Raw genomic sequence first — 26,101 nt, forward strand, 5'->3', positions numbered from 1 at the left:
ACGCCTGCGTAAGGCATAGCCGACAGGCAATCTGGTCACTTAGAAGTTAAAACCGGCCCGGATACCGTAATGGCGAGGCATACCAAAGCTGCCTTTCGGAATACCTTTGCCGGTATTGTTCCAGTACTGCACCAGTTCGTTGGTGGCATTGCTGACAAAGACCTCGGCATACCAAACCTGGCTTTGTGGCTCGTACTTAAGCGCGGCATTTAACATACTGTAAGCACCTCGTTTGTCGCTAATATAAAGCGCGGCTTCATCCGGTACGACAAAATCCATATCATCCAGGTGCTTGTCCAGATTCCAGATTGTGGTGTAAGAAGATGCTTTCCAGTTCCAGTTAAACCAGCCATGCACATGGCCAAATCGCCCCAAATCCACACTGTGTGTGTAGCTGAGATTGGCGCTGAAGCGAGGCGTCATGGCCAGATCGTTGCCTTTGAGGTTGGTGGTCAGCAACGTATTTTCCGGGTCGATCGAATCCTCATACGTCAGATTAAACAGATACTCGGGATCATAGTCCCACTTGGTGATCCAATCTTTGGTAATCCGGGCATGGGTCCAGGTGGCATAACCGGTAAAGCGGCCACTTGGATAAGGTTTCCAATCGAACTCCAACTCTAAGCCTTTGATCACAGCATCCGGCACGTTTTGGGTGAAATACGCAATCACCGGCCGGTTGCGAAACTCCAGAATGGGCTGACCATCGTCCCCCAGAATCGGGTTGCCATTCTCATCTTCTACCGGTGACAAACGCTCAACGTTGCCAATAGAACCAACCGAAGCGTACTGCATGTCTGTGTAATCGGTATAGAAAAATGCCGCTTGCAAGTTCAGGGAGTTATCAAAAAAGCTGGATTTGGCGCCAAGCTCCCAGGTGATCACTTGCTCAGGATCAAACTGGGTTTCAAAACGGCTCACTTCCCCGGTTCTGTCATTCACTACCTCGAACACATCGCCAATACCACCGGCTTTAAAACCTGACGCCAGATAGGTATACAGCATGGTGTCGAGACTCAGGTTGTAATCAAGGCCAAGGCGAAAATCATGGTTGCTCCACTGCCCTTTGTTGTCGTTTTCGAAGTAAGAGCCGTACAAAGAACTATCGTGGAAATAATCGACAGGAAGGTTGCTTAGTACCGTGCGGTTAAACCAGCCAGGTGCACAACCATCCGCATTGGTGCAACGATAGGTTCGGCCGCCTTTATCCTGTTTGGTTTCATTGCTGTAACGATAGCCCAGAGTACCGTGTAAATTGTCGGTTATTTTGTAGGTACCCTGCCCGAACAGTGCATAAGCTTTGGTAGAGCGATCCGGCTGGTCCCAAAATGCTTTGTCATCCATTGGGTTGTCGTAATACCCAAGGGTGGAGGTTTTTTCAAAGAAATAATTCACCCCGGCAATCCAAACCAAATCGCCAAACTCGTCGGATTGCAGCTGCAACTCGGTCGAATAGGATTGAGCGCCGGTGCCTTTTAAGAAATAAATGGCGCCATCCCAGGGATCCAGCCCGACTTCGCTATCTTGAGCCGATGACCGGTCCATGTTCTCATAGCCCAGTTGCCACACCAGGCTGAGTTCATCGGTAAGATCGACATTGAGGTTGTTGCGCAAGTAAGTAATGTCCAGCTTCAGCTCACCCGGGACGTTCACCACCGCCTGGTAGGTGTTGTCACTTGGCAAAAATGAAGCGCAATCACCACCAAACTCGTCGGCGCGGCCCCGCAACTGATCGCAGTTCACCAAATCCAGAGTCCCTCCACTGTTGTTGCTGTACTGCTGGAACACCGTATGGTTGGTAAAGCGGCCATGATGGGGTTGCCATAAAGCACTAATACGGAAGGAGTACTCATTGGCATTGTGGTAAAAGTCTTTTTTATCGGCTGGAGTAAGTGCCCGCACGCGCTGAGCTTCTGGATCGGTGCCGGCACTGTCAATCCACCAGTTTTCGCGCTGAGTTACGGTGGAGCCAATACCCTGGTAAGAGTTTTCTGAAATCACCGGTGCATTCAGTACTTCAGGACTCAAACGACGGGTGTCGTACTGATTCGGATCCCAATAACCTTCAAGGTAAGAGTCGCGCTTCAAGCCTTTGGCAGCAATACGAATGGCAAACTCGTCATTGACCGGCAGATTCAGAAAGCCACCGGCACTGCGGGTATTAAAGCGGCCAGCTTCCAGATTCAGATTGCCAAAGGTGCCGGAAAAATCGGGCTTGGCGGAAAGAACATTGATGCTGCCCACGGTTGAGTTGCGGCCAAAAAGCGTGCCCTGAGGGCCACGTAATGCCTCAACACGCTCTACATCGTACATCAGCGCCAGAGCCCCCTGCATTCGGGGTGAGTAGATGCCATCCAAATGCACACCAACCGCAGGGTCACCCAGCTCGGTAATATTGGTAGATCGCACACCACGCATTGTAATAACCGGAGCCGCTTGATCGGTAGCCATGGAAATATCCAAACCCGGCACTAAATCAGCCATGTCTTTAATGCTATGAATACCGCTTTGGCGTAATTGCTCCTCACTCAGAACAGAGATGGCCACTGGCGTTTCCATCAACTTGGTTCTGCGCTTGGTAGCTGTGACCGAGATCACCTCAATAACACGATCATTCTCAGCCACTGCTGGCTGGTTGTCATTGTCGGTGCCACTTTGTTCTGCGATGACAGGCATCGCACCAGCCATCAACATAGCTAGTGTAATTGCGTTCAGTTTGTACATGTCTACCCTCCCCGGGCTCTTGTCTTCTTGTCTCGTTATTTTTTTATTGGCAAAGAAATGGTGTAGGCAAAGATACGGATGTTTTACCGTTATTATTATTCGCTCTAATTTAGTGGGATTGCCTGAACAATATCCAGCCAGATTCGGTAAGGCGAGTTAGAGATACTACAACCCGACAACTGACCTGCTTATTTAGCCGGGCAGTCTGATAAAAGCACGTTTGGGTATGACATAAGCTTGATCCAGTACATTGCGCTTTGGTTACAGAGCCGTCAGACTGAGGCTATCCCAGCGGATTTTTCAGGAGAACCTATGTCAAGCAAGGATTCATCAAGCCCCCCAGCGCAATCAGGCCACTCTCCTGCTCATGCGTTAGCAGCCAAGGAGTTGCTGGTTCGCCATCAAAGCTCCGTAGAGGGACTGAACAAGGCGGAGGTCGCCAAACGACTCAGGGAAGATGGTGCCAATGCATTGCCAGAACCACCTCAACCTGGCCTCTTGCAACGCTTTTTCAAGCACTTTAACGATACGCTGATTTACATTTTGCTGGCAGCAGCAGCTATTACCGCGTTACTTGGTCACTGGCTGGATACCTGGGTCATTTTGGCGGTAGTACTGATTAACGCCACCATCGGCTTTGTGCAAGAAGGCAAAGCCGAAAAAGCACTGGCCGGCATCCGTAAAATGCTGTCTCTGCATGCCACAGTGAAGCGCGATGGCAGCTGGCATCAGGTGGACGCCGATCAATTGGTGGTTGGCGATATTGTGCGCCTTCGCTCCGGCGATAAAGTGCCGGCGGATATGCGCTTGCTGGACACCAACAACCTGCGGATTGAAGAGTCAGCGCTGACCGGCGAGTCGGTGCCAACCGAAAAGCACACGCAGGCGGTAGCCGCCGATGCCGGTGTTGGCGATCGCTTTTGCATGGCGTTTTCCGGCACTCTGGTAGCGGCAGGACGCGGTACTGCCGTGGTCACAGCAACTGGCGCCAACACCGAAATTGGCCAAATCAATGCCATGCTGTCGTCGGTTCAAGCCATTGCAACGCCGCTAACCCGCCAGATGGCGCAATTTAGTAAGTGGCTGTCGGTGGTGATTGTTGCTCTGGCACTGCTGATGCTATTGATTGGCCATCTGCTGCATGATTTTGCCACCGGCGAGCTCTTTCTGGCAGCCATTGGCTTTGCCGTCGCAGCCATTCCGGAAGGCTTACCGGCCATCTTAACCATTACTCTGGCGCTTGGCGTACAAAAAATGGCGCAACGTAATGCCATTACTCGTAAACTCAATGCCGTGGAAACCTTAGGCTCCATCACAGTGATTTGCTCGGATAAAACCGGCACCCTCACCCGCAATGAGATGACAGCCAGTCAGGTCGTTACCCAGACTGGCAATTACCAGGTCAGCGGTCTGGGTTATCAGCCCGAAGGGGCTTTTGAGCTGGATGGCAAGGCCGTAAATGCACTTGAGCAGCCGACATTATCCGCCCTGATTGAAGTTGTCGCTGTGGCCAACGACAGCCAGCTAACCCAACAGGATGAGCACTGGGGCGTTCAGGGGGAGCCCACCGAAGGAGCGCTGCTCTGTCTGGCAGAAAAAGCTGGCTTTGAACGTGAGAGCTACCAACGTCTGGCGGTGATCCCTTTTGAGTCCGAGAACAAGTTTATGGCCAGCCTGGAGCAGCACCCGGATGGCAGCCAGCACATTCTGCTTAAGGGTGCGCCGGATCGCTTGCTGGAGCGCTGCGACCAACAATTGAATGCCGACGGCGAGACCGAACCGTTAGACAGCGCCTACTGGCAACAACAACTGGAAGCATTGAGCAGCCAGGGTCTAAGGGTATTGGCTGCTGCCAGAAAACCGGCCAGCCATACCGAGCTTGGTATTGATGATTTAACCGGAATGCAGTTTATTGGGCTTATCGGCATCATTGACCCACCCCGGCCAGAAGCCATTGAAGCCATTGCCCAGTGCCATCAAGCCGGCATTCGGGTCAAGATGATCACCGGCGATCATGCCGGTACCGCTGAAGCTATCGGTAAAGCCATGTCACTGGCCGGCGATGGCGAGCTGGTGGTGGTGACGGGTGCTGAAATAGAAGCAGCCAGCGATGAAACGCTGCAAGAGCTGGCCATGCGCGGCAATGTCTTTGCCCGAACCAGCCCGGAGCATAAGTTACGGCTGGTCAAAGCACTGCAGGCCAGTGGCGAAGTGGTCGCCATGACGGGTGATGGCGTCAATGATGCCCCAGCGCTCAAACGGGCCGATGTCGGAATCGCCATGGGCATTAAGGGCACCGAAGCCACCAAGGAAGCGGCCGATATCGTTCTTGCCGATGATAATTTCAGTACCATCGCCAAAGCAGTGGCTGAAGGTCGCACCATCTACGACAATTTACGCAAAGCCATCTTGTTTATTCTACCCACCAATGGAGCCCAGGGGCTGGTCATGCTGTTGGCGGTAATGTTTGGTTTAACCCTGCCACTGACACCCGTGCAAATCCTCTGGGTCAATATGGTGGTAGCCGTGACCTTAGCTCTGGCACTGGCTTTTGAGCCAGCCGAGCCAGGGGTAATGAAACGACCGCCACGCGATCCAAAAGCAGCTATTTTAAGCGGCATGTTTTTGTGGCGCATCAGTATGGTGTCGCTGATGATTGGCGGGGTGTCCATCCTCATGTTTTTATGGGCCATCGCTGCCGATGTTGATATCAGCACAGCCCGTACTCTGGCAGTCAATACTCTGGTGATGGCGCAGGCGTTTTATCTTATCAACAGCCGCTATCTGACCGAATGCAGCTTAAAGTTTAGCCTGCTGTTTGCCAACAAAATGGCCTGGCTGGCAATGGGGGTGCTGTTGGTGTTGCAGCTCGGCTTTGTCTACCTGCCCTTTATGCAGCAATTGTTTGGCACCAGCGCATTACCGCTTGCCTACTGGCTGCTCCCAGTCGGGCTGGGACTGGCAATTATGCTGATTATCGAGCTGGAGAAAAAGTGGCTCTGGCGCTAAAAAATTTCAGCCATTGAAACTGAACACTTCTTGATAAGAGTACGTAAGTATCTGTTTGGCTATCAGGAGTACTGCACAATGTTTGGATTATTTAAGCGAGATCCCGTTAAAAAGCTACGCAAAGCTTACGATCAAAAGCTGGAACAAGCCATGCTTGCCCAGCGTAAAGGCGATATGCGACTGTTTGCTGACTTAACCGAAGAAAGCGAAAAGCTGTGGCAACAAATTGAGCAGCTACAACAGCAACAGTCTTAACCCGCACTATCAGCGGCCAGCAGCTGCAGCTCGGCTAGCTCTTTGTACAAAGGGCAGCTTTGCATCAGCTCGCTATGGCTGCCCGATGCAATCAGCTTACCTTGCTCCAACACCAAAATACGATCGACATGCAGCACCGTGGATAAGCGATGGGCAATAATCAGGGTGGTTTTATCCTGCATCAAATGATGCAGCGCTTCTTTCACGGCGTGTTCGCTGACGGCATCCAGTGCACTGGTCGCTTCGTCCAACAGTAGTACGGGTCGATCCGCTAAAATTGCCCGGGCAATGGCAATGCGTTGTTTTTGCCCGCCGGATAACCGTACACCACGCTCACCGAGTTGGGTTTGATAACCATCGGTAAAATCAGCAATAAAATCATCTGCATTCGCGGCCTGACAGGCATCAATAACCTCCTGTTCAGTGGCATCTGGCCGGCCATAGCGCACATTTTCCAACACGGTGTCGGCAAAGATCACCGCATCTTGCGGTACCAGAGCAAACTGAGCACGCAGCTCTGCCGGATCCAATGCGCTGATATCGATGCCATCCAGCTCAATCCGTCCTTGCGCCACCGAATAAAAGCGCTGCAATAACTGAAATAAGGTACTTTTACCAGCACCACTCGGCCCAACCAAGGCCACCCGCTCACCCGGTTTTATGGCAAAGCTGACATCATGCAGTACAGCTTGCTCAGCTGTTTGTGGGTAATGAAAATGGATTTGATGCAGTTCGATGCTACCTTTTACGGGTAGATTTAATGAAACTGGATGCTGTGGTGCTTCAATCTCTACTGGCATTTCAGATAACTCAATCAAACGCTCGGTAGCACCGGCAGCACGCTGAATTTCGCCAATCACCTCACTAATGGTTGCGACAGAGCCTGCTACCATCACCGCGTAAAATAAAAAGGCAGTGAGCTCACCTGCGGTAATGCGGCCTTGCAACACATCTTGTGCACCCACCCAGCCCACCAGGGTGATGGCACTGATACTTAATAGCATCACCATGCCAATCAACAAAGCCCGATAAAAAATACGTTGTTTGGCTGCCGCCATCACCTGTTCTATTTTATCAGCAAAGTGCTGTTGGTCGGTGGCTTCATGACCATAAGATTGCACGGTATGGATTTCATGCAGACTTTCATCAACATGGGCTCCAATGGCTGCCAACCGGTCTTGACTAGCACGTGATAATTGCCTTACTTTTTTACCTAGCACAAAAATTGGCACCAACACCAGCGGCACAGCCAACATCACCAGCGCAGTCAATTTTACACTGGTAAAAGCCATCATCATTAATCCCCCCAGTGCCGTGACCCCTGAACGTAATGCCATCGATAAACTAGAGCCCACCACACTTTGCAATAAGGTGGTATCGGCGGTAAAACGAGAAATTACTTCGCCCGTTCGGCTTTCACTGTAAAACGATGGCGACAGCTTTAACATATGCTGAAAAACCCGGTTGCGTATATCGGCACTCACCCGTTCACCGAGCCAGGTCATTAAATAGAACCGCAAAAACACCGCACTGGCACTGATGGCGGTGATCGCCAGGATCCACAACGTGATTTCATTCAGCCGGGCCGAATCGCCACTGACAAAACCTTCATCAACCAGAAGCCTTGCTCCCTGGCCAAGAGCGAGCCAGGCCAGCGAACCAATCAATAAGAACACCACCGCTAGCACGACTCGCGAACGGTAAGGCAACAAGAAAGAAGCTATCCAGGGTAAAACTGCAGGTTGATTAGTAGTCGTCATCTGCTCATGTTGGGGTTTCGACACGTACACTTTCCTTTTTTTATAGCCGGTCAGCAAAAACACCGACCTGCACTTGCATTCAACCTACAGCCTTGGCTAGACTAAGCCACTTTTTGCCTTTCACTTGGGGATTAATATGGGCGCGCAATGGAAAAACAAACACAAACAGGATGCGGCCGCGTCTAAAGGTCGTATTTTCACTAAATTGGCGAAAGAAATTATGGTGGCCGCACGCAATGGCGCCGACCCCGACATGAACTCTAAACTCCGCTCAGCCATTGATGCGGCAAAAAAAGCTTCGATGCCAAAGGATACGCTGGAACGCGCCATTAAAAAAGGGGCTGGTTTATTGGATGGCCCGGTCAATTACGAATCTGTTACCTACGAAGGCTTCGCGCCGCATCAGGTACCGGTGATTGTCGAGTGCTTAACCGACAACAAAAACCGCAGTGCCCAAAGTATCCGCATGCTGTTCCGTAAAGGCCAATTGGCAACGTCCGGTGCCGTATCCTGGGATTTTAAACACCTGGGGCAAATTGAAGCCACACCAAGCAGTGACGATGCCGATGCGGAGCTAGCCGCGATTGAAGCAGGTGCGCAGGATTTTGAAGCCGGTGACGACAACGACATGGTGTTTTTAACCGATGCGACCGATTTGGATATAGTATCCAAGGCCCTGCCTGAGTTTGGCTTTGAAGTGCATTCAGCAAAGCTGGTGTATCGCGCCAACAACCCGGTCAGTTTAAGTGGCGATGAATTAGCAGAGGTTGAAGCTTTTTTAGATGCCATCGATGCCGATGATGATGTGCAAAATGTGTATGTAGGTCTGGCGGGTTAAGAAGTTTCCCATCATTAGACAAAAAACGGGGCGCAATCATGCGCCCCTACGTTTTATTCAATGACCATTCAGAACTGATAGCGCAGCCCTAATGAAGCGGTGCGGCCATTGATGGTTCTGGCCGTGATAATGCCATTGGCTGGCACACTGCCCTGCTCGGCTTCCGTAATACCTATCGTATCAAACAGATTATTCACATTCAGCGACAGCGTCAGGTTGGTGGCCAGGTCATAACTGGCGAAGGCATTGACCTGGGTATAGCCACTGAATTTCAGATCGTTGTTATCCTGAGCATAGGAACCCGTGGTACCAATGATGCTAACGCCCAACTGTGCGTTATCAAAGGTGTACCGGCCAATCAGGCTGTATATAAAGTCGGCCTGACGGCGTGGTGTATTGCCTACAACGTCTGGGTTTAATGCATCACGACTGATTTCAGCGTCGGTCCAGGTCACGGAACCACGCAGGTCAAAATCACCGAGGCGGTAGCTGCTTTCTAACTCGATGCCCTTGGCTTTATACACCCGGTCAAAGAATAACTGAGTGGTCGCTTCAAAGTTTTGCTCTTCAGTTTCAGCAAAGAACAGGGTAGCAAACAGGTTCAGGTTGCCATGGCGGCTTTTGCTACCAAACTCGTATTGCTTGACTTCATCAATGGCATCTTCTCTGGCCACGCTGCCATCGACATTGACCTTGCCAAACAATAAGCGATCAGCATTGGCACGCCCGCCTTTACTGATACGGCCAAATAAGGCCCAATCGTTATCTAACTGGTAGTTGGCACCGACAGAATAAGAGTTATAGCCCCAGCTGTAATTGACCAGACTTGGATTAGCCAGATCAATAGCCGATACACTTTGCTCGACCTGACTGATAATGCCATCGCCATTCATATCACGGCTGCTTTGTATCGCGCCTGCATAGCTACCTCTGGCTTTACCGATATCGCGACGCACACTGGCATCCAGTGATAAATCTCCCAAGGCCCAACTGGCCGTGGCATAAGGCGCTTTGATGCTGTAATCAGTATCGTAGTTTCGCTGGCAGCAGTTATCAAAGAATGGAACCCCATAGGCCAACAAGCCCTGTTCCGAAAAAGCAGTACCATCGGCGGCATACACATCCAATAACTCGGCATTGTCGCCTTTGAGTGCCATCAGGTAAGAGTTCCACAACCATGACATCCGAATGCTTTGGTCCGCCAGGTAGTAGCCAAAGGTAACATCCACCTCACCAAAACGTCGTGATAACTTTAGATCATTGACGATGGAGCCAAAATCATTCAGTTCGACATCAAAGGTATGAATACGCATGGCATTTTCGGCCGTATAACGCTCACCAACCGTCGGCCCTACCGCGTAACGAATCGTTGCATCATCACCAGCAATGCTGTTGGCAATGCTTTGAGCTGAGCCCACTTCGGCAGGAAATAACGTAATAAAGTTGCCACTGACCGAGTTGATCCGAAAGCGATTCTCCAGCGTCCAGTTATCATCGAGATCAAACAAGGCTTCAACACCAAAGCTGTTGACCTCCGGGTTCATGCCATCACGCACATCACCACGCGAGATTTGATTATCACCATTCAACCGAACGGTCTGGGTTAAATAAACCGATTGCAGGGTATCTTTTTGCGCATCAAAGCCCGGTACGGAGCTGCCATCAGCAAACATCGGCATCGGCATAAAGCTCGCTACCCGATCGTTTAAATGCTTGGCATAAAGACGCACATAGCCGGTATCAAACTCTTTGGTCAGGTTGGCTTTCAGCTGATAGCCTTTCTCACCTTGATACCCCGGGTCGCGCACCCCTTCGCCCTGACGGACAAAACCACCGATATGAAAGCGCATATCGTTGTTGATATCGCCGCCATATTCAAAGTCGGTACGGAAACTGTCGTAATTTAGGCCGGTAGTAAAAGCAACACTGCCGCCTTCTTCCAGCCCGGTTTTACTGACAAAGTTGATAATGCCACCCGGTGAATTGCTGGCAGCAGTGCTGGCCGAACCACCGCGGATCACATCCAACCGTGAAATGGTGGAGTCGGCCCGCAGAAAAATATCGGCATTACCAAAGGCAATATCGCCAAACTGCATCACCGGCAAGCCATCTTCTTGCAAGGTTAAAAACTTGGCGCCGCCAGCAGCTACTGGTAAACCGCGTACCGCGATGTTGGCATTGCCATCACCACCGGTTGATTCGCTTCGCACCCCCGGTAGCATACGGAATATTTCGGCCGTACTACGAGGTGCCGACACCGCTATATCTTCTGAGGTCAGGGTACTGACCGATACGCTGGATTGCATCACCGTTTGATTTCTCGCCACAGCACCAGTGACTACAATGCGTTCAAACCCCAGGCCGGAGGTTTCAGTTGGTTCGTTCTCGTCGTCTTGTGCCAGTACGGCCTGACTGCTTAATGCCAGACTAACCGCCAGCGCCAAATACGAAGGATTGATTGTAAATTGTCTCATCGCCTGTCTCCCGTGTTGTTGTACACTTTTTTATTGTATAAAAGACTTAATCGTTTAAGTTGGTTAAGCTAAAAAATAGCCGGGTTAAATTCTGAATACTGCAGAATAAATGCTGAAATAATGTCATCACAGACACCATCATGACATCTGCTCCAGCCGTTGCCTGGCAGGTTGTGCCAGCCAGTTGTACACCATCAGAGCCGCTAATAACGCAGCAAACAATGTCGCCAGATAAAAACCTGCCACGACATCGTTGGCAAAGTCGCCCAGTAACGCCATCAGTGCTGGAGCGACCGCTGCCGCCAGTGCCGTAAAAGCCAGAATTAAGCCAGCCACAGCACCGTGTTGTTGCCGGGGAAAGCAGCTAATGCCTTTGGAATTGAGCGTGGGATAGATCATCGACATAAAGAGGCCAGATAGCGGCATCAACCACACTGCGACCTCACGACCACCCAACATACTCAGTGCAAAGCAAAAGAAGATCAGCACGGTGAACACCGCCATCACACTGCTCCAGCAAAAACGATGCAAAATGGCGCTGGCCAGAAAACGGCCCAACGCTCGCAGAATGAAGAAAATAGTAATGGAATGCAGCGCCAGTAAACCCCAGCGACCATCGTAATCGGCCAGCAAGGTCGGTAACCAGACAAAAATAGCGACTTCACAGCTAACGTACAAAGCTATCGCTAGCGAAAAGCCCATAGCGTACCGATCTTTCAGCAATTTCATCGACTCGCGTAAACTCACTTGCTCGGCCGATGCCTGATACGGTGGATAAGGCATACGAGCAGCAATAATGACCAGCACAGTACAAAGCAAGCCTGCTAGTAAATACAGTTGCTTCCAATGAATAGAAGCAGCGATCATCAGTGTGACCAAAGCCGGGCCTGCAATGGCGCCAAGGGCAAAGAACCCTTCCACTTTGTTCATGGTGCGGGTATGGCTGAGGTTGTCGTTGCTAATATCTCCTATCAGCGCCAGTGCTGCAGTTTTAAATATACCGATGGCCAGGCCACACAGGCCCATCAACAGGATAAAAAATAAGGCGCTATCGCCAGCTATAAAGGCGTAACAGGAAGCGGAGTACAGACAAAGGCCGGCAATGATCAGTTTTTTACGGCCCAACTTGTCGGCCAAACGGCCGAGCAACAAACCAGCCAGACCAATGGCCACCATAGGCACGTAGTGAAAGGCGCTGGCCTGAAACATCGACAGTTGATACTCCTTCATCACTTCAGGAATAATCACTCCGACGGCATCGGTGGTCATGGCAAACACGAAAAACATCAGGTAGGTCATCCAACGTACTTGCCGCTGAATGGTATGGCTGCTCACACCGACAGCCACAGATCCGCTGACCGGATCGTTGGTATTTGAATTCAACATATTGTCCCCTGTCTATACCCTTCGTCTTTCAAAATGCATCCAGCGTTCACTGCACGCATTTCGAAATGCATTGGGTATGTCTTATTATTATCCGGCTCAATGTCAGTAAATCAGAGATTAGGTTCTGCCACTGCATTTTTATTGTTGTCCGGCTATTGACAAACTTACGCATTCACATAAAGCTATATCTTAATCGTTTAAGATGCAAATTATTTTTTCAGGAAATCGGTTATGACCCATGCAAACCCAAGCAACCAGATCCAGCTTATTACCTACATCGACCGCTTAAGTGGCGGAACAATCAAGGATTTACAGCAACTGCTGCAACAAGAGCTAAATGGTTTATTTGATGGGGTGCACCTGCTGCCGTTTTATCCACCCATTGATGGTGAAGACGCTGGCTTTGACCCAACCGACCATACGGCAGTTGATAGCAGGCTTGGTAACTGGCACGACATCGGAGCACTCGCCGGGCAGCAGACGGTTATGGCGGATATGATTGTCAATCATATGTCGGCGCAATCGGCTCAGTTTCAGGATGTTCTTACACAAGGCGAAGCCTCACCTTACTGGCCACTCTTCCTGACCCGCGATAAAGTCTTTGGTACCGAGCCTTCAACCGAGCACATTCAGGCTATTTACAGGCCACGACCGACTTCGTGCTTTACTGACCTGCCACTGGCTGATGGCCGAATCATTCCCTTTTGGACTACCTTTACCGCCAATCAGATTGATATCGATGTGCACTCAGAGCCGGGACAGGCCTATCTGGATGCTATTTTGGCCCGCTTTACCGAGCATGGTGTCAAATACATCCGACTGGATGCCGCTGGCTACGCCATCAAAAAAGCAGGCACAAGTTGCTTTATGCTGCCAGAAACCTTTGAATTTATTACCGGGTTAAGCGAGAAAGCCAAAGCACTCGGTATGCAGTCTTTGGTGGAAATTCATGGCTATCATCAAACCCAAATCGACATCGCCAAACGCTGCGATCTGGTGTACGACTTTGCCTTGCCGCCGTTGGTGTTGCATACCCTGTTCAAACGCGATGCCAAAGCACTGAAGCACTGGCTGGATATAGCGCCACGCAACTGTATTACTGTGCTTGATACCCACGATGGTATTGGCATTGTCGATGCTGCTGATCATCAAGGCCAGCCGGGGTTACTGACCGATCCTGAGCTTGACGCACTGGTCGAACAGATCCATCGCAACAGTGATGGCAGCTCCAAGCTCGCCACCGGCAGTGCAGCCAATAACGTCGACTTATATCAGGTCAATTGCAGCTTTTATGATGCGCTGGCGCAGCACGATGAGCACTATCTGGTGGCACGTGCTATTCAGCTGTTTTGCCCCGGCATCTGTCAGATTTATTATGGCGGTCTGCTGGCCGCTGAAAATGATGTTGATTTATTGCAGCGCACTCAGGTGGGCCGTGACATCAATCGCCCCTACTTCACACCTGGAAAAGTTCGACAGGCCATGCAAAAACCGGTGGTCAAAGCGCTGTGCAAATTGATTAAACTGCGCCGCAGTTTGCACGCCTTTGATGGTGAATTTAGTCAAACATTGACCGATAGCGGCTATCAGCTGAACTGGCAGCACCAGAACCATACGGCTAGCTTGCGGATTGAGTTGAGTGATTTAACCGCCACGCTAATTTGGCAACACAGCGGCCAACCGCAGCAGCAATTAGCGCTGAGTAGTTTGCTGGCCGGTTAAACCCGGCCACTGTGACAGAAAGTAGCTAAGTCGAGCTTAGCTGCTTTCTCCTAACCTAAGCTCATAGGGCAGCAGCTGGCAGCTATCAACACCGCTTTGAAAAGCACGGGCTGCTGCTTCGCCTTTTCTATCGCTGAATTGCCAGACCGACGTTAGCGTTGGGTGATAGCGCAGCGTCTCTTCAATACCATCGAACCCCACCACCCGCAGTTGTTCAGGAATACGTATCCCAAGTTGCAACGCCACCCGCATAGCACTCAGTGCAATCAAGTCACTCATGCACAACAGCACGCTCGGCTGCGGCACTTGGTTTAAGACTGCCTTGGCGGCTTTTGCCGCGTACTCCTGATTACTTTCCGGAGTGTGCCAGAGGTAGTCGGTACCTAATGTTAAGCCAAGCGCCTCCATCGCGCGCTGATAGCCATCAAGCCGACGGTGTGACACGGAACTTTGATTATCCCACATCGGCGCCGAGCCGACCGGCTGGCTGTCAGGCGCATCAATCAAACGCAGCCCCAGTACAGCGACAATATCATCTGGCTTTAACACCGCCATGGCGCTGTCATAAGCCGCCTGTTCATTGTCGATATTGACCGATGGCCGGCCAGGTAAATCAAAATCAACCGTCAACACTCGCTTTTTGCAATGCCTGAGTTGCTCAATCAACGCCAGATTGCGTGGTGCGCCATAACAAATAAAACCATCAACAAAATCAGTGATGGTATCAAGATTGGTTGAATTACCAGAAAACAGCAGCAGGTGCTTTTGCTGACGCTCCAGCTCACGTGCTACCCCTTGCAGAAACTGGCTGGCGACCGGATCGCTAACCATGTACTCCAGTGAGTCGGACAAAATCACTGCCACAATGCCGGAACTGCCTTTACGCAACGATTGAGCCGCTTTATTAGGCCCATCGTAACCGAGCGTCGCACAGGCAGTCAGAATTTTCTCACGCAGTGCTACCGACAACTGGTCCGGCCGGTTAAAAGCATTCGAGATAGTGGCGGTCGATACGCCAAGCGCCTTGGCGACACTTTTCAGGGTTGGTTTACTCATCATTCCAGTCAGTTTTAGCTATCATCTTAATGCATTAAGATATATGATTTGGAGGAAATTACCCACACAATCCAGGCTTTTAAGCCCTTACGTTTTTGCAGGAGCCCGCTATGCTTGCCGTGATCGGAGAACACGTCGTTGATTTGCTACCCACCGAAAGCGGTTTGTATCGCCCGGCACTTGGCGGCTCACCATTCAATGTCGCTATTGCAGCCGCCAGGCAAGGCATTGCTGTCAGCTACTTAAGCCCATTGTCGCAGGACGACTTTGGCCAGCAATTCGCAGCCTACTTGCAAAGCAACGGCGCCCAGTATGGCTTGTCTTTTTTCAGTCAGCAACCCACATCGTTGGCGATGGTCAGCTTTGATCAGCATCAGCAACCACGCTACAGCCTGTATCGGCAAGGGGTAGCCGATCGAGATATTAGCGCAACACAGCAAATCGCTGCTTTGCCACAAGGGTGCCAACTGCTTCATCTGGGCTCTTTGGCATTTGAACCTGTCGATGGTCCCCGGATCCTCACGGTGCTCGCTCAGGCACAACAACAACAGATAAAGTTGGCCATCGATATCAATGTCCGGCTTAATGCAGTATCCGATGTTAGCAAGTACCGAGAATTGTTGCTCACCATCATTGCGCAAAGCCAGTTCATTAAAGCCAGCGATGAAGATTTAAACTTGCTCTGGCCAGAATATTCTACCTCTGAAGCTCTGGCAACACTGCAACAGCTGGCCCCTAACGCACTCATCGCTCTGACTGAAGGAGAGCAAGGTGCCAGCATTTACTGGCAGCAGCATCGAGCCCAACGGCCTGTTATTAAAGCTGAGCCTTTTGTCGATACTGTTGGTGCTGGTGATACTTTTTGGGCCAACTTACTAGTCGCCCTGCTCAGGTTAGGCTTGCCTACACCATCGGAGATTAACCCGGAACAACTTAGCCAATGCCTGCATCGTGCCATGCTGGCAGCCAGTCTAAATATTGCTCAGGCGGGCTGTCAGCCACCGGATCAAGCCAGACTGGATCACACTATGCAAAGCTGAGATATATCATAGAGGGCGCAATGATGCGCTCCTGCATGAAAAAGTGCACAGATCTGTCTAGCCAGGAACCATCAATTGCTGCAACTTGGTTTTTGCTTCAATCCACTGCCCCATAAACTTGGTGCTGCGGTAAGCATGGTGGCGTAACATTAAACCAGTGAAGTTCGCTTGCCGATGCGCAGCAAGCTCCGCTTGCACGTGCTGCAACTGCAGCCAGATCCGCGTGCTATGCTTTGCACCATCAAACCGCTGCCAGACAGACGTCAACCCCAGTTGCTGAGCCTCATTCCAGCGCGCTTCGTCTTGGTACAAACCAACGGCAGCCGCGATAAAGTCGTCATCGCCGGTAGCAATAGCGCCGGGCCAATGATTGTCGGACAGCATGCCTTCGGCACCAATGGGGGTGGTGATACTGGGTGTGCCACACACCATAGCTTCCAGCAACTTGCCTTTTAAACCAGCACCAAAAGCCAGTGGCGCCAGACAAAGCCGTGCCTGTTTCATCACCGCCACCGCATCGCTGGCCCAGCCTTTCACCAGAAACCCTTGTTTGGCGTTATACAAAGCCGTGGCTTTAGGTGGTGGGTAGGCGCCATAAATATGCAGCTCAGCCTGTGGTACTTGTTGGCGTATTGCAGGCCATAATTGCTTGAGCCAGAGCACTGAATGCCAATTGGGCGCATGGCGAAAATTACCGATGGCAATAAAGTGCTGCCGTTGCTGAAAACCTGCAGGCTCGGACGATGGTGACTCTTCGAGCAAAAAAGGGCAGTAACACAACAGGTCAGCAGGCACCTTGAAGTGCTGTTGCAACAGCTGCATTTCAAACTCGGAAATGACCAAGGTCAGATCGCAGCGGTAAATCGCTGCGATTTCACGTTGCGCCAGCTCGGAATTAAGCAAGCCATTATCCAGCTCCCTGCCCTGCTTTACCGCCTGTTCCCGTGCGTGGCGCAGCGCATGCACATCTTCCATATCTAAAATGCGCATGGCATCCGGGCAGGCCTGTTCAACCCGCCAGCCATATTGTTCTTCCAGCATAAAGCGATCGAAGATGACCGCCTGAGGCGCTTGATCTGCCAACCACTCATCAAAACTATGGTGGTTCAGCTCCACACTGTGTTCCACCACATCAAGCGTAGATAAATCGAACCGATGCGGACTTTTCTCTGCCGCACTGGCAAAAATAACCTGCCAGCCCTGCTGTCGATACAAGCGAATGAGGCTGAGCATACGACTGCCTGCTGCCGATGAGTTCGGCTCTGGCCAGACATAGCCAATGATAATGAGTAATGGCTGAGCCATAGGAAGATCACTCTGATTGGATGCACGCAACAAGATAGCGATCATACCAAAGCAGCCCACCATTCGATAGCACAAAGCCAGTGAACCAAGACTTTCAATTGACGTAGATAAGGACTGTCGTTCAGTATGTTCAATTCTAGTTGAAGTGACGCAGGCAATTTATGACGTATATTCATGACACCATGACAAAGTTACAACAAAGCAGCCCGGCACAAACTGAGTTTTATCAAGCGGTTGAAGAAGTGCTTAGCTCAATAGCTCCTATCCTGGAGCACAATGATCGCTACCATCACCACGCCATTATCGAGCGAATGGTCGAGCCAGAACGGCAAATTATGTTTCGGGTCGCCTGGGTCGATGATCGCGGTCAGGTACAAGTCAATAAAGGCTATCGCGTTGAGTTTAACTCCGCACTTGGCCCTTACAAAGGCGGTCTGCGCTTTCATCCCAGTGTTAATGCTAGCATCATCAAGTTTCTGGGTTTCGAGCAGGTGTTTAAGAATGCCCTGACTGGCTTGGCGCTTGGCGGTGCTAAAGGCGGCGCCAACTTTGATCCGAAAGGTAAATCCGATGGTGAGATCATGCGGTTTTGTCAGGCCTATATGAACGAACTGTACCGTCATATCGGCCCAACGACCGATGTACCAGCCGGCGATATAGGTGTCGGTTCCCGCGAAATAGGTTATCTTTTTGGTCAGTATAAAAAGCTGGTCAATCGTTTTGATGGCGTATTAACGGGTAAAAAGCGTGACTGGGGCGGCTCATTAATGCGTACCGAAGCCACCGGCTATGGCTGTGTGTATTTAGCGCAATATATGCTGGAAGATAACAAAGAACGGCTGGAGGGTAAGGTATGCCTGGTCTCTGGTGCTGGTAATGTCGCCTTGCATGCCATTGAAAAATTACAGGAGCTCGGCGCTATCCCAGTCACCTGCTCTGATTCACAAGGCACCTTGTATCACAAAGATGGCATCGATTTGAGTTGCGTGCGTACCTTAAAAGCACAGCCGGATGCCAGCTTAGCTGACTACCTCACGACCCATAGCAACGCGCGCTTTATCCCACGTGATGAGTACCCTGCCGATGGCAATGCAGTCTGGCACTTTCCGGCTGATTTGGCCTTCCCTTGCGCCACGCAAAATGAACTAAGTGCAACCGATGCCAAAGCATTAATAAACAATGGCTGCAAAGCGGTGATTGAGGGCGCCAATATGCCTTGCACCAAAGCGGCGATTGAGCAATTGCTTAAAGCCAAAGTTCTCTATGCCCCCGGAAAAGCCGCCAATGCTGGTGGTGTTGCGACCAGTCAGCTCGAGATGGCGCAAAATGCCAGTATGCAGCATTGGAGCTTTGAAGAGGTCGACGAGCGGCTCAAAGTTATCATGTGCAATATCTATCAATCTGCACATAACGCAGCTGCGGAGTTCGACCAACCCGGTAACCTGATGCTGGGCTCAAATATTGCGGGTTTTCGTCGGGTGGCCGATGCCATGATTGAGCAAGGTGTAGTATAAAGTTGTGTGAGTGATTGCTGCCCCTAAGCATAACAATGTGGTTTTAGTCTCGCATCTGAATCGTTGTCAGGGCAGCTTCTATTTGATGCATCAGCTGCTCACTATCGGGCAGATCGGCACGCAATAAAAAATAGATATCAACCTGGTGCAGGATACTATGATGGATAGCAGCCAATTCAACATCCTTTGCTTCCAATGTGGCGGTTTCTTTGTAGTTCAGCAAGTAGTCGCCCCGGTCCAGCAGCAAAGCATCAATACCAAGGGCATGTTGGTTTACTTCAACCACCTCGCGAACCACACCATAGCCAGGTTCCAGCATGTGCCGCATGCCACCATAGCTAAAGCCACTCATCAAAATCACCCTTGCATCATACAAATCACCAATCCGCCGCACAGGCGGGCGATCACCCAACCAAAAAGCGCTTAACTGCATGCTGCTGACAGGCCGCTGGCTAATCCGGTACAAACTTTTATCTTTCAGTACCGATTTCATCACCACCGCAAAATCCAGCTCACCAACATTCAATAAATGGATCATGCGCCGATTGGGGTACTGATTAAAGGTATAGTCACGACCTATCGAAGTCATCACCTCCGCCACCAGATCAGCTAATACTCCCTCAACATGACCGTCTGCTGTTTGGTGATAAAATGGCGGGAAATGAATAAAACCCCAGTGCAATGGAGCTTCAGCAAAGGCTTTAGGCAGCAGAAAAATAAGACACAGTATCCCTGTTATACTCTGTTTACATGCCTGCAGACATTTTTTCCCTGTGACCATGGTTCACCTTGGTTAGTGATGGATGACTGAGCGCAAGCTAAGACATTGTTCTGTATTATACATCGGGTTAGCAAAGTGTAGTATAACGATGCAAAAGGAAGAAACTTTTCTCTCAAATCAACATTGAGTGACGTTGATGAACCACGTACACTATTGAGCATAGTGAGCGGACAGAAGATGGTGTACATGGCAAAGTCTTTGGCAGAACAATTACTGGGTGCAGGCCTGGTGAATGAAAAAAAAGTGAAACAACTCAAGCGTGAAAAGCATCTACAGCGCAAACAAAACCCGAAAGGTGGTGCTGCTGAAACGGAGCAGCAAGCCCGGTTGAAACAACAACGTGATGAAGCCGCAGAACGCGATCGTGAGTTGAATCGCCAGCGCAAAGCAGAAGTAGACGCTAAAGCGATGAAAGCGCAAGCTCTGCAAATGCTGCAGCATAACCAGCAACCAGTCGATGGTGAGATCCGCTTCAACTTTACCGACCCGCGCAACAATAAAATCAAGTTTTTGTTTGTCAGTGATCAGGTACAAAAGCACCTGAGCTCAGCCAAACTGGCAATTTGCGCCTATGGGGAAGACTACTTCATCGTGCCTCGCCATGTGGCAGAAAAGGTCGCAGAGCGCTTTGCCGAATCCCTCATTTATCTGGCGGATGAAAGCCAACAACAACCAGAAGAGGATGACCCTTACAAGGACTTCCAAATTCCTGATGATTTGATGTGGTAGCCCCCGAAAAGACACAAACACGGACCTTGAGTCTATTCGGGATAATGGCACTGTACTTGAGCCCACAAAAGCATTCATTCAGCTCGGATGAGGTGCTATAGTTAACAATTGACCTTGCAATTATGTCGTGATTCACTCACATTAAAGGCATTGGCTTTAATTGAATCTGGTGACTAACTGAGCCCTCGATGACACTACTCTCAGGTCGTTGTTTGACCCTGACAATACTACTACTGCTCTGGTCTTGTTCGTTAGGTGCCAGTGTGCAGCAAGTGTATCGTTTATCTCCTGATAACGGCCTGAGTCAAGGGGTCGTCAATCGGCTTAGCCTCGATCAGCATCAACAGTTGTGGTTAGCCACCGATGGTGGCTTGGATCGCTTTGATGGCTATCAGAGTCGTCAACTTCATCATGATTTACTGTCGCCAAATACTCCTGTTTACGATATCCAGTGGGTCAGCCCGACCCTGCTGCACATTGCCACCTTTAGTCAGGGTCTATTACAGCTGGATATCACCACTCAACAAGTAAGCCAGCTGCAACAAGTAGATACAGAACTGGATGATATCTTTGATGATGTAATTTATTTAATTCATGCCGCCAGTAATAATCAGGTCTACTATGCAGATTCTGCTGGTGTTTATATACAGCATGATGATGATTTTCATCAAGTATTTCAGCTGGATAGCAGTGACATTCACAAGCATTTCATAAGCGCGATACTGGACATTGAGCACTACTTACTGATAGCAACCAGCCAAGGGCTCTGGTTGCATGATACGCAAAAGCAACAAAGCTGGCAGTTGCATTACTTAAGCGCGCCAAACAGCGATCAACACTACAGTAAATCCTTGTATTTGGATGAAGTATATCTTTACGTCGGTACCGTTGAAGGATTGTATGCCATCAAGCGCCATGATTTGTTGCAGTTGCCACAGGACGCAACAGAGATGGTAGTCGAAGCTGAGACACTTTTACACGAGGAGAATATCTGGCGTATCCGGGCTGCAGCGGATGCAATGGATACGCTGTTTCTTGCTACCAATAACGGACTGCTCGAGCTGAACACTACCTCTAAAAAGGCCACCATACTGTTTCAGCCCAGCCAGACACAACAGCCATTTTTCGATAACAGCATTCTCGATTTTGTGCAGGATATACATGGCAACTTCTGGCTGGCTTCGCGTGGCGATGGAGCCTATTATTGGCAACCCTCCGCAAATGATTTTCTCAATATTCAAAACACAGCCTCAGCGACTCCGCTGAGCCATCCCTTTGTGTATAGTCTAGTGGCTGATGAACAGGCTTTATGGATCGGCAGCCAGAATGGTTTAAACCGCTATGATTTAACCCAGCAAACCACCGATTGGTTTTTGGTCAACCCCGATCAAAAAGCAGTGGAATCCTCATCGACCATCTACAGTATGGCTGCATTGTCGGATAACGACAGCTTATGGTTGATGACAGCTGAAGGTATTCAATTATTCAGCCGCGACCAGCAGCAACTTCTGGCCATGCCAGAAACGACACAGCACTTATTAGCACATACCCCTTACAGTATGGTGTTGGATGGCGTCGATAATTTATACCTGCATAATGAAGCTGGATTTTATCGCGTCTCTCCCCGGCTGGAGACAACAGCGCTCAGTCAATTGAGCGAACAACTAACACAAGACTACGCCAGTCACTGGGTTGGCATTCACCCCGCTGATGATTCACAACTACTGCTGTACGATAATTTTACCTTATGGGCCTATCATCCCGACAGCCAGCAATTAGAGTCGCTGTATACACTGCCGAGGGGTTACCGCCAAAGCAGCGCATACATTGAAGGAATACAATTGCTTGGCGACAGCCTATGGTTGCTCTTTCAAGGGATAGGCCTCGTCGAATTAGATAGCATAAGCTATCAAACCAAACAGCAGCTATTTGGCAGCCAGGCTCTACCCACATCGACTCTGTACCAAATGCATCAAGATGATTTTGGTTACCTGTGGATGAGTAGCCATTCAGGCTTATGGCGCTATAACCCAAAAGTAGGTAGCTTTCGTCAATTTACCAGCCAACAGGGCCTTGCTTACAACGAGTTTAATGGCATGAGCAGTACCAAGCTTCGTGATGGTCGTCTGGCTTTTGGTTCATTAAAAGGGGTTAGCTTGCTTCATCCAGAAGCATTTCATCAAGTTGCGCTATCGTCACCTGAGGTGAAGTTTTCACATATTTCGCTGTTATCCCGTAAATTGCCTGATTTATTACAACCTGCCGCGGATCATCAACTGACCTTAAAGCACGATGACTATGGCCTGCAAGTGCATATATCGACTTTCAACTATCAACAACAATCGACTCGCTATTACTTTCAGCTCGATGGGCCAAGCAAAATCCCGGAATTTGCAACTCGTGAGTCGTATTTATTGCTACCACAACTATTAGCTGGTAACTACAAGTTAACGGTTAGAGCCTTTGATCCGGTGACCGAACAATACAGCCAAACAGCGACATTACGTTTTCAAGTCGAGTATGCTCCCTGGACCAGCCCTCTCGCTAAACTTATTTACCTGGTACTTGCAGCCCTATCTATAACTGGTTGGCTCTACTGGCGCCATCAGCAAAAGCAGGTATTGCTACAACAAAACAAGCAATTGCAACAATCACAGCAGCGCTTGCAACTGGCACTTGATATTGCCGATAGTGATGTCTGGAGCTGGCGGCATGCTAGCAATACCTTGCTGCATCCACAACGCCTGTATCTGATGACAGGCAGAAAAGACGAGGTAGAAGACTTTGAACACTACCTCGGTCGGATCCATCCAAACGATCAGGCTGACTATCTTCATGGCTGGAAAGAGCTCTGTACTGGGTTAAATGATCACTTTCAGCAAACCTATCGGGTTCAGGATCACACCGGGAAATGGCACTGGTTTAAAGATATAGGTAAAGTCACTCAAATGCAGCATGGAAAAGCGTTGCAAGTATCCGGTATTTACACCAACATTACGGCGCAAAAGCTAACTGAACAAGAGCTTGAGCAGCTGATCCATTACGATGGCTTGACGCAGTTGCCCAATAGAACCTTTTTACTGCAGCAGCTTGATGAGCAGATAGCAAACCACCCTGATACAGCATTTAGTTTGCTCTTCATTGATTTGGATCGCTTTAAACACATCAACGACTCCATGGGCCATGAACATGGCAACACCTTGCTTAAAGCCATAGCAGCTCGCCTGCAAAGCCAGGTTCATGCCGGTGATATGCTAGCTCACTTAGGCAGCGATGAGTTTGTCTTCCTGCTTGGGCATACCGATGCGCAGACCCTTGAGCACAAAGTTCAAACTTTGCAGGCGTTAATCGCCCAACCCGTCATGGTTGATCAACAATTGGTCAGCATCAGTTGTTCGGTTGGTATCGCATGCTATCCGGAGCATGGTAATCGCGGCTACGATGTGTTGAAGTTTGCCGATATTGCCATGGCCTATGCCAAGCGTCATGGCGAGCTTGAGTTTGCTGTTTTTGAAAGCTACATGCCGGAGCGTACACGTCAAAAAATGCAGTTAGAGCACCAGCTGAAACAAGCCATTCAGCAGCAGCAACTGCAAAATTACTACCAACCTATAGTGGATAGCCTTAGTGGACGTGCTATCGGCATTGAGCTACTGTTGCGCTGGAACAATCAAGGCCGTATGGTACCTCCTGATCAATTTATTCCTATGGCAGAAGAGTTGGATTTAATTGGTGAGCTTGCATGGAACTCATTGCAACGCGCCCTGCATGATTTGCAACGTATTCATCAGCAAGGCTACCCGCTGTACCTATCCGTCAACTTATCAGCCAGTCAGCTTAATTCTGATTTTTTAACCACCCGGCTAGCGGAGTTAATTGAACAAGGTGCTTTGGATCCAAGCTTTTTGCGGCTAGAGATTACCGAAACCGCTTTAATGCGAAACCGAATCCAAGCCAGCCACACCATGCATCAACTGAAGAAAATGGGCATCCAGCTGTATTTGGATGATTTTGGTACCGGATACTCCTCATTGACGTATTTAAAAGATTTTCCGATCGACTTGATTAAAATCGATCGCAGTTTTGTCAGCGATCTTCAACCCGGTAGTCAAAATGCTATCCTCAATACCATTATTGCGTTGGCACAGAATATGTCGCTGCCTTGTATTGCTGAGGGAGTGGAAACAGAGTACCAACTTAACTATCTGAAACAGCAGCAATGTCACCTGATTCAGGGCTACTGGTATTCAGCTCCGATGCCGAAAAAGCGATTGCTTGAGTATTTAAGCTCTGAGCGCGGGGTCCTTTAATCCGCAGCAATCCGGGCTTGCCGTAGTGGTAACCAGACACGAAAGCAGGTCCCCTGCCCGACTTTGCTTTCTACTTCGATCCTGCCCTGATGGGTATTCACGATGCTATGAGATAAAGCCAACCCAAGCCCAGTTCCTTTACCAACGGGCTTGGTGGTAAAAAAAGGCTCGAAGATACGATCTAAATGCGCTGGATCTATCCCTTTACCATCATCGATTATTTCCAACATAATCCATTGCTCTTTTTGTCGGGTTCGAATGGTGATGGTCCCCCTTACTTCGATCGCATGACATGCATTGACCAACAAATTCATCACCACCTGATTCAGTTGCGATGGAATGCACTCTATATCCGGCAGTTCCGCCAAATCTTGCACAACTTCGGCTTTGTACTTGAATTCATTATTCACAATACTCAGAGTCATTTGGATCCCTCGATGAATATTTGCCTGCACAAAGGCTTCATCGCCACTGTGAGAGAAATCTTTTAGGGCATGAATGATCTCAATGACCCGTTGCACACCTTCATCGGACTCCTGAACCAGAGCATGGAAATCGTCACGCATAAAATTGAAGTCGTGCTCACTCAAAATCGGCTGTAACTGTTCAGCTGGCACAATTTCAGTCAATCGTTCAATCAAACGGATCAATTGATGGCAATACTCTGACAAGGTTTGTAAGTTGGACGACACATAGCCAATAGGATTATTAATTTCATGTGCAACTCCAGCCGCCAATTGGCCAATAGCAGCCATCTTCTCTGATTGCATAAGCTGGCTTTTCATACTCTGCAGTTGTCGTTGTAGCTGCTCAGATTCAGCCGAAGCCAACTGTTCGTATTCGAAGCAAATCAGATAACCGGGTAACACCTCTGCCATGGCAGCAATACTGACTACACGCATACGCACAGTCCCAGCGAGTTGCTGCTTTAGCGGTGCGCTCAGTTCAACATCCATAGCGGGGATTTTCAGTAGCTCATTGACTGACTGCAAATGAATTTGCATAACATCGAGCTGTTGCAGCGTTAAGCCGGGAAACAGTTGTTGTAACGATCCACCGCTTGCCACTTGAGCCAGATTGTGGCTGCAAGAAATCACCTTTCCTTCAGAGTCCAAACAGATAAAACTATCAAATAGGAATTCAAACAACTTACTAAGCTGTTCTGATGTAAACTGGTGCATAAACTCACCTCTTTGGC

General features: G+C 49.7%; 16 protein-coding genes. 8 read left to right on the forward strand and 8 right to left on the reverse strand.

Annotated features, from left to right (window positions below):
* Positions 1-39 precede the first annotated feature (39 nt).
* Positions 40-2,724 (reverse strand): TonB-dependent receptor, encoded by a 2,685-nt coding sequence (locus tag Q3O60_RS03880; RefSeq protein WP_305892590.1) that lies wholly within the window; start codon positions 2,722-2,724, stop codon positions 40-42.
* 312 nt (positions 2,725-3,036) lie between these two features.
* Between Q3O60_RS03880 and Q3O60_RS03885 the strand changes: the two genes are divergently transcribed.
* Positions 3,037-5,733: a cation-transporting P-type ATPase gene (locus tag Q3O60_RS03885; protein WP_305892591.1), complete on the forward strand. Its 2,697-nt coding sequence runs from the start codon at positions 3,037-3,039 to the stop codon at positions 5,731-5,733.
* Between the two features lie 78 nt (positions 5,734-5,811).
* On the forward strand, positions 5,812-5,988 hold the full coding sequence (locus tag Q3O60_RS03890; protein ID WP_305892592.1) for a DUF6435 family protein: 177 nt from the start codon (positions 5,812-5,814) through the stop codon (positions 5,986-5,988).
* Here Q3O60_RS03890 and Q3O60_RS03895 read toward each other — a convergent pair.
* Positions 5,985-7,748 carry an ABC transporter transmembrane domain-containing protein gene (locus tag Q3O60_RS03895; RefSeq protein WP_305892650.1) on the reverse strand — a complete coding sequence of 588 codons (1,764 nt, stop codon included), beginning with the start codon at positions 7,746-7,748 and terminating at the stop codon, positions 5,985-5,987. The genes Q3O60_RS03890 and Q3O60_RS03895 overlap by 4 nt on opposite strands.
* A gap of 136 nt (positions 7,749-7,884) precedes the next feature.
* On the opposite strand from Q3O60_RS03895, the gene Q3O60_RS03900 reads away from it, so the two are divergent.
* The gene (locus tag Q3O60_RS03900) at positions 7,885-8,586 is read left to right on the forward strand and encodes a YebC/PmpR family DNA-binding transcriptional regulator (RefSeq protein ID WP_305892593.1); all 702 of its coding nucleotides are present in this window, start codon (positions 7,885-7,887) and stop codon (positions 8,584-8,586) included.
* A gap of 68 nt (positions 8,587-8,654) precedes the next feature.
* Here the strand turns inward: Q3O60_RS03900 and Q3O60_RS03905 are convergent, their stop codons facing one another.
* Together Q3O60_RS03905 and Q3O60_RS03910 are read right to left on the reverse strand one after the other, a co-directional pair.
* Complete coding sequence (locus tag Q3O60_RS03905; RefSeq protein WP_305892594.1) at positions 8,655-11,060, reverse strand: TonB-dependent siderophore receptor; 2,406 nt, start codon at positions 11,058-11,060, stop codon at positions 8,655-8,657.
* Positions 11,061-11,198: 138 nt separating this feature from the next.
* Positions 11,199-12,446 (reverse strand): MFS transporter, encoded by a 1,248-nt coding sequence (locus tag Q3O60_RS03910; RefSeq protein ID WP_305892595.1) that lies wholly within the window; start codon positions 12,444-12,446, stop codon positions 11,199-11,201.
* Between the two features lie 231 nt (positions 12,447-12,677).
* On the opposite strand from Q3O60_RS03910, the gene gtfA reads away from it, so the two are divergent.
* Entirely contained in the window at positions 12,678-14,168 is a 1,491-nt protein-coding gene (gtfA, locus tag Q3O60_RS03915) for a sucrose phosphorylase (protein WP_305892596.1), read from the forward strand.
* Between the two features lie 36 nt (positions 14,169-14,204).
* Here the strand turns inward: gtfA and Q3O60_RS03920 are convergent, their stop codons facing one another.
* On the reverse strand, positions 14,205-15,224 hold the full coding sequence (locus Q3O60_RS03920) for a LacI family DNA-binding transcriptional regulator (RefSeq protein ID WP_305892651.1): 1,020 nt from the start codon (positions 15,222-15,224) through the stop codon (positions 14,205-14,207).
* A 110-nt stretch (positions 15,225-15,334) separates the two neighbouring features.
* Between Q3O60_RS03920 and Q3O60_RS03925 the strand changes: the two genes are divergently transcribed.
* Positions 15,335-16,264, forward strand: coding sequence for a PfkB family carbohydrate kinase (locus Q3O60_RS03925; protein WP_305892597.1), 930 nt, complete (start codon positions 15,335-15,337; stop codon positions 16,262-16,264).
* Between the two features lie 57 nt (positions 16,265-16,321).
* On the opposite strand, the gene Q3O60_RS03930 is transcribed toward Q3O60_RS03925, so the two are convergent.
* On the reverse strand, positions 16,322-17,614 hold the full coding sequence (locus Q3O60_RS03930; protein ID WP_305892598.1) for a glycosyltransferase: 1,293 nt from the start codon (positions 17,612-17,614) through the stop codon (positions 16,322-16,324).
* A 116-nt stretch (positions 17,615-17,730) separates the two neighbouring features.
* On the opposite strand from Q3O60_RS03930, the gene gdhA reads away from it, so the two are divergent.
* Positions 17,731-19,083 carry an NADP-specific glutamate dehydrogenase gene (gene gdhA, locus Q3O60_RS03935; RefSeq protein WP_305892599.1) on the forward strand — a complete coding sequence of 451 codons (1,353 nt, stop codon included), beginning with the start codon at positions 17,731-17,733 and terminating at the stop codon, positions 19,081-19,083.
* A 43-nt stretch (positions 19,084-19,126) separates the two neighbouring features.
* Here the strand turns inward: gdhA and Q3O60_RS03940 are convergent, their stop codons facing one another.
* Entirely contained in the window at positions 19,127-19,864 is a 738-nt protein-coding gene (locus Q3O60_RS03940; RefSeq protein ID WP_305892600.1) for a substrate-binding periplasmic protein, read from the reverse strand.
* Positions 19,865-20,050: 186 nt separating this feature from the next.
* On the opposite strand from Q3O60_RS03940, the gene Q3O60_RS03945 reads away from it, so the two are divergent.
* Positions 20,051-20,593 carry a DUF2058 domain-containing protein gene (locus Q3O60_RS03945; RefSeq protein WP_305892601.1) on the forward strand — a complete coding sequence of 181 codons (543 nt, stop codon included), beginning with the start codon at positions 20,051-20,053 and terminating at the stop codon, positions 20,591-20,593.
* A gap of 188 nt (positions 20,594-20,781) precedes the next feature.
* Positions 20,782-24,903 (forward strand): EAL domain-containing protein, encoded by a 4,122-nt coding sequence (locus Q3O60_RS03950; RefSeq protein WP_305892602.1) that lies wholly within the window; start codon positions 20,782-20,784, stop codon positions 24,901-24,903.
* Here Q3O60_RS03950 and Q3O60_RS03955 read toward each other — a convergent pair.
* Entirely contained in the window at positions 24,900-26,084 is a 1,185-nt protein-coding gene (locus Q3O60_RS03955) for a sensor histidine kinase (RefSeq protein ID WP_305892603.1), read from the reverse strand. The genes Q3O60_RS03950 and Q3O60_RS03955 overlap by 4 nt on opposite strands.
* Positions 26,085-26,101: the final 17 nt, after the last annotated feature.

The sequence above is a fragment of the Alkalimonas collagenimarina genome, from assembly GCF_030717845.1.
GTDB classification, from domain to species: domain Bacteria; phylum Pseudomonadota; class Gammaproteobacteria; order Enterobacterales; family Alteromonadaceae; genus Alkalimonas; species Alkalimonas collagenimarina.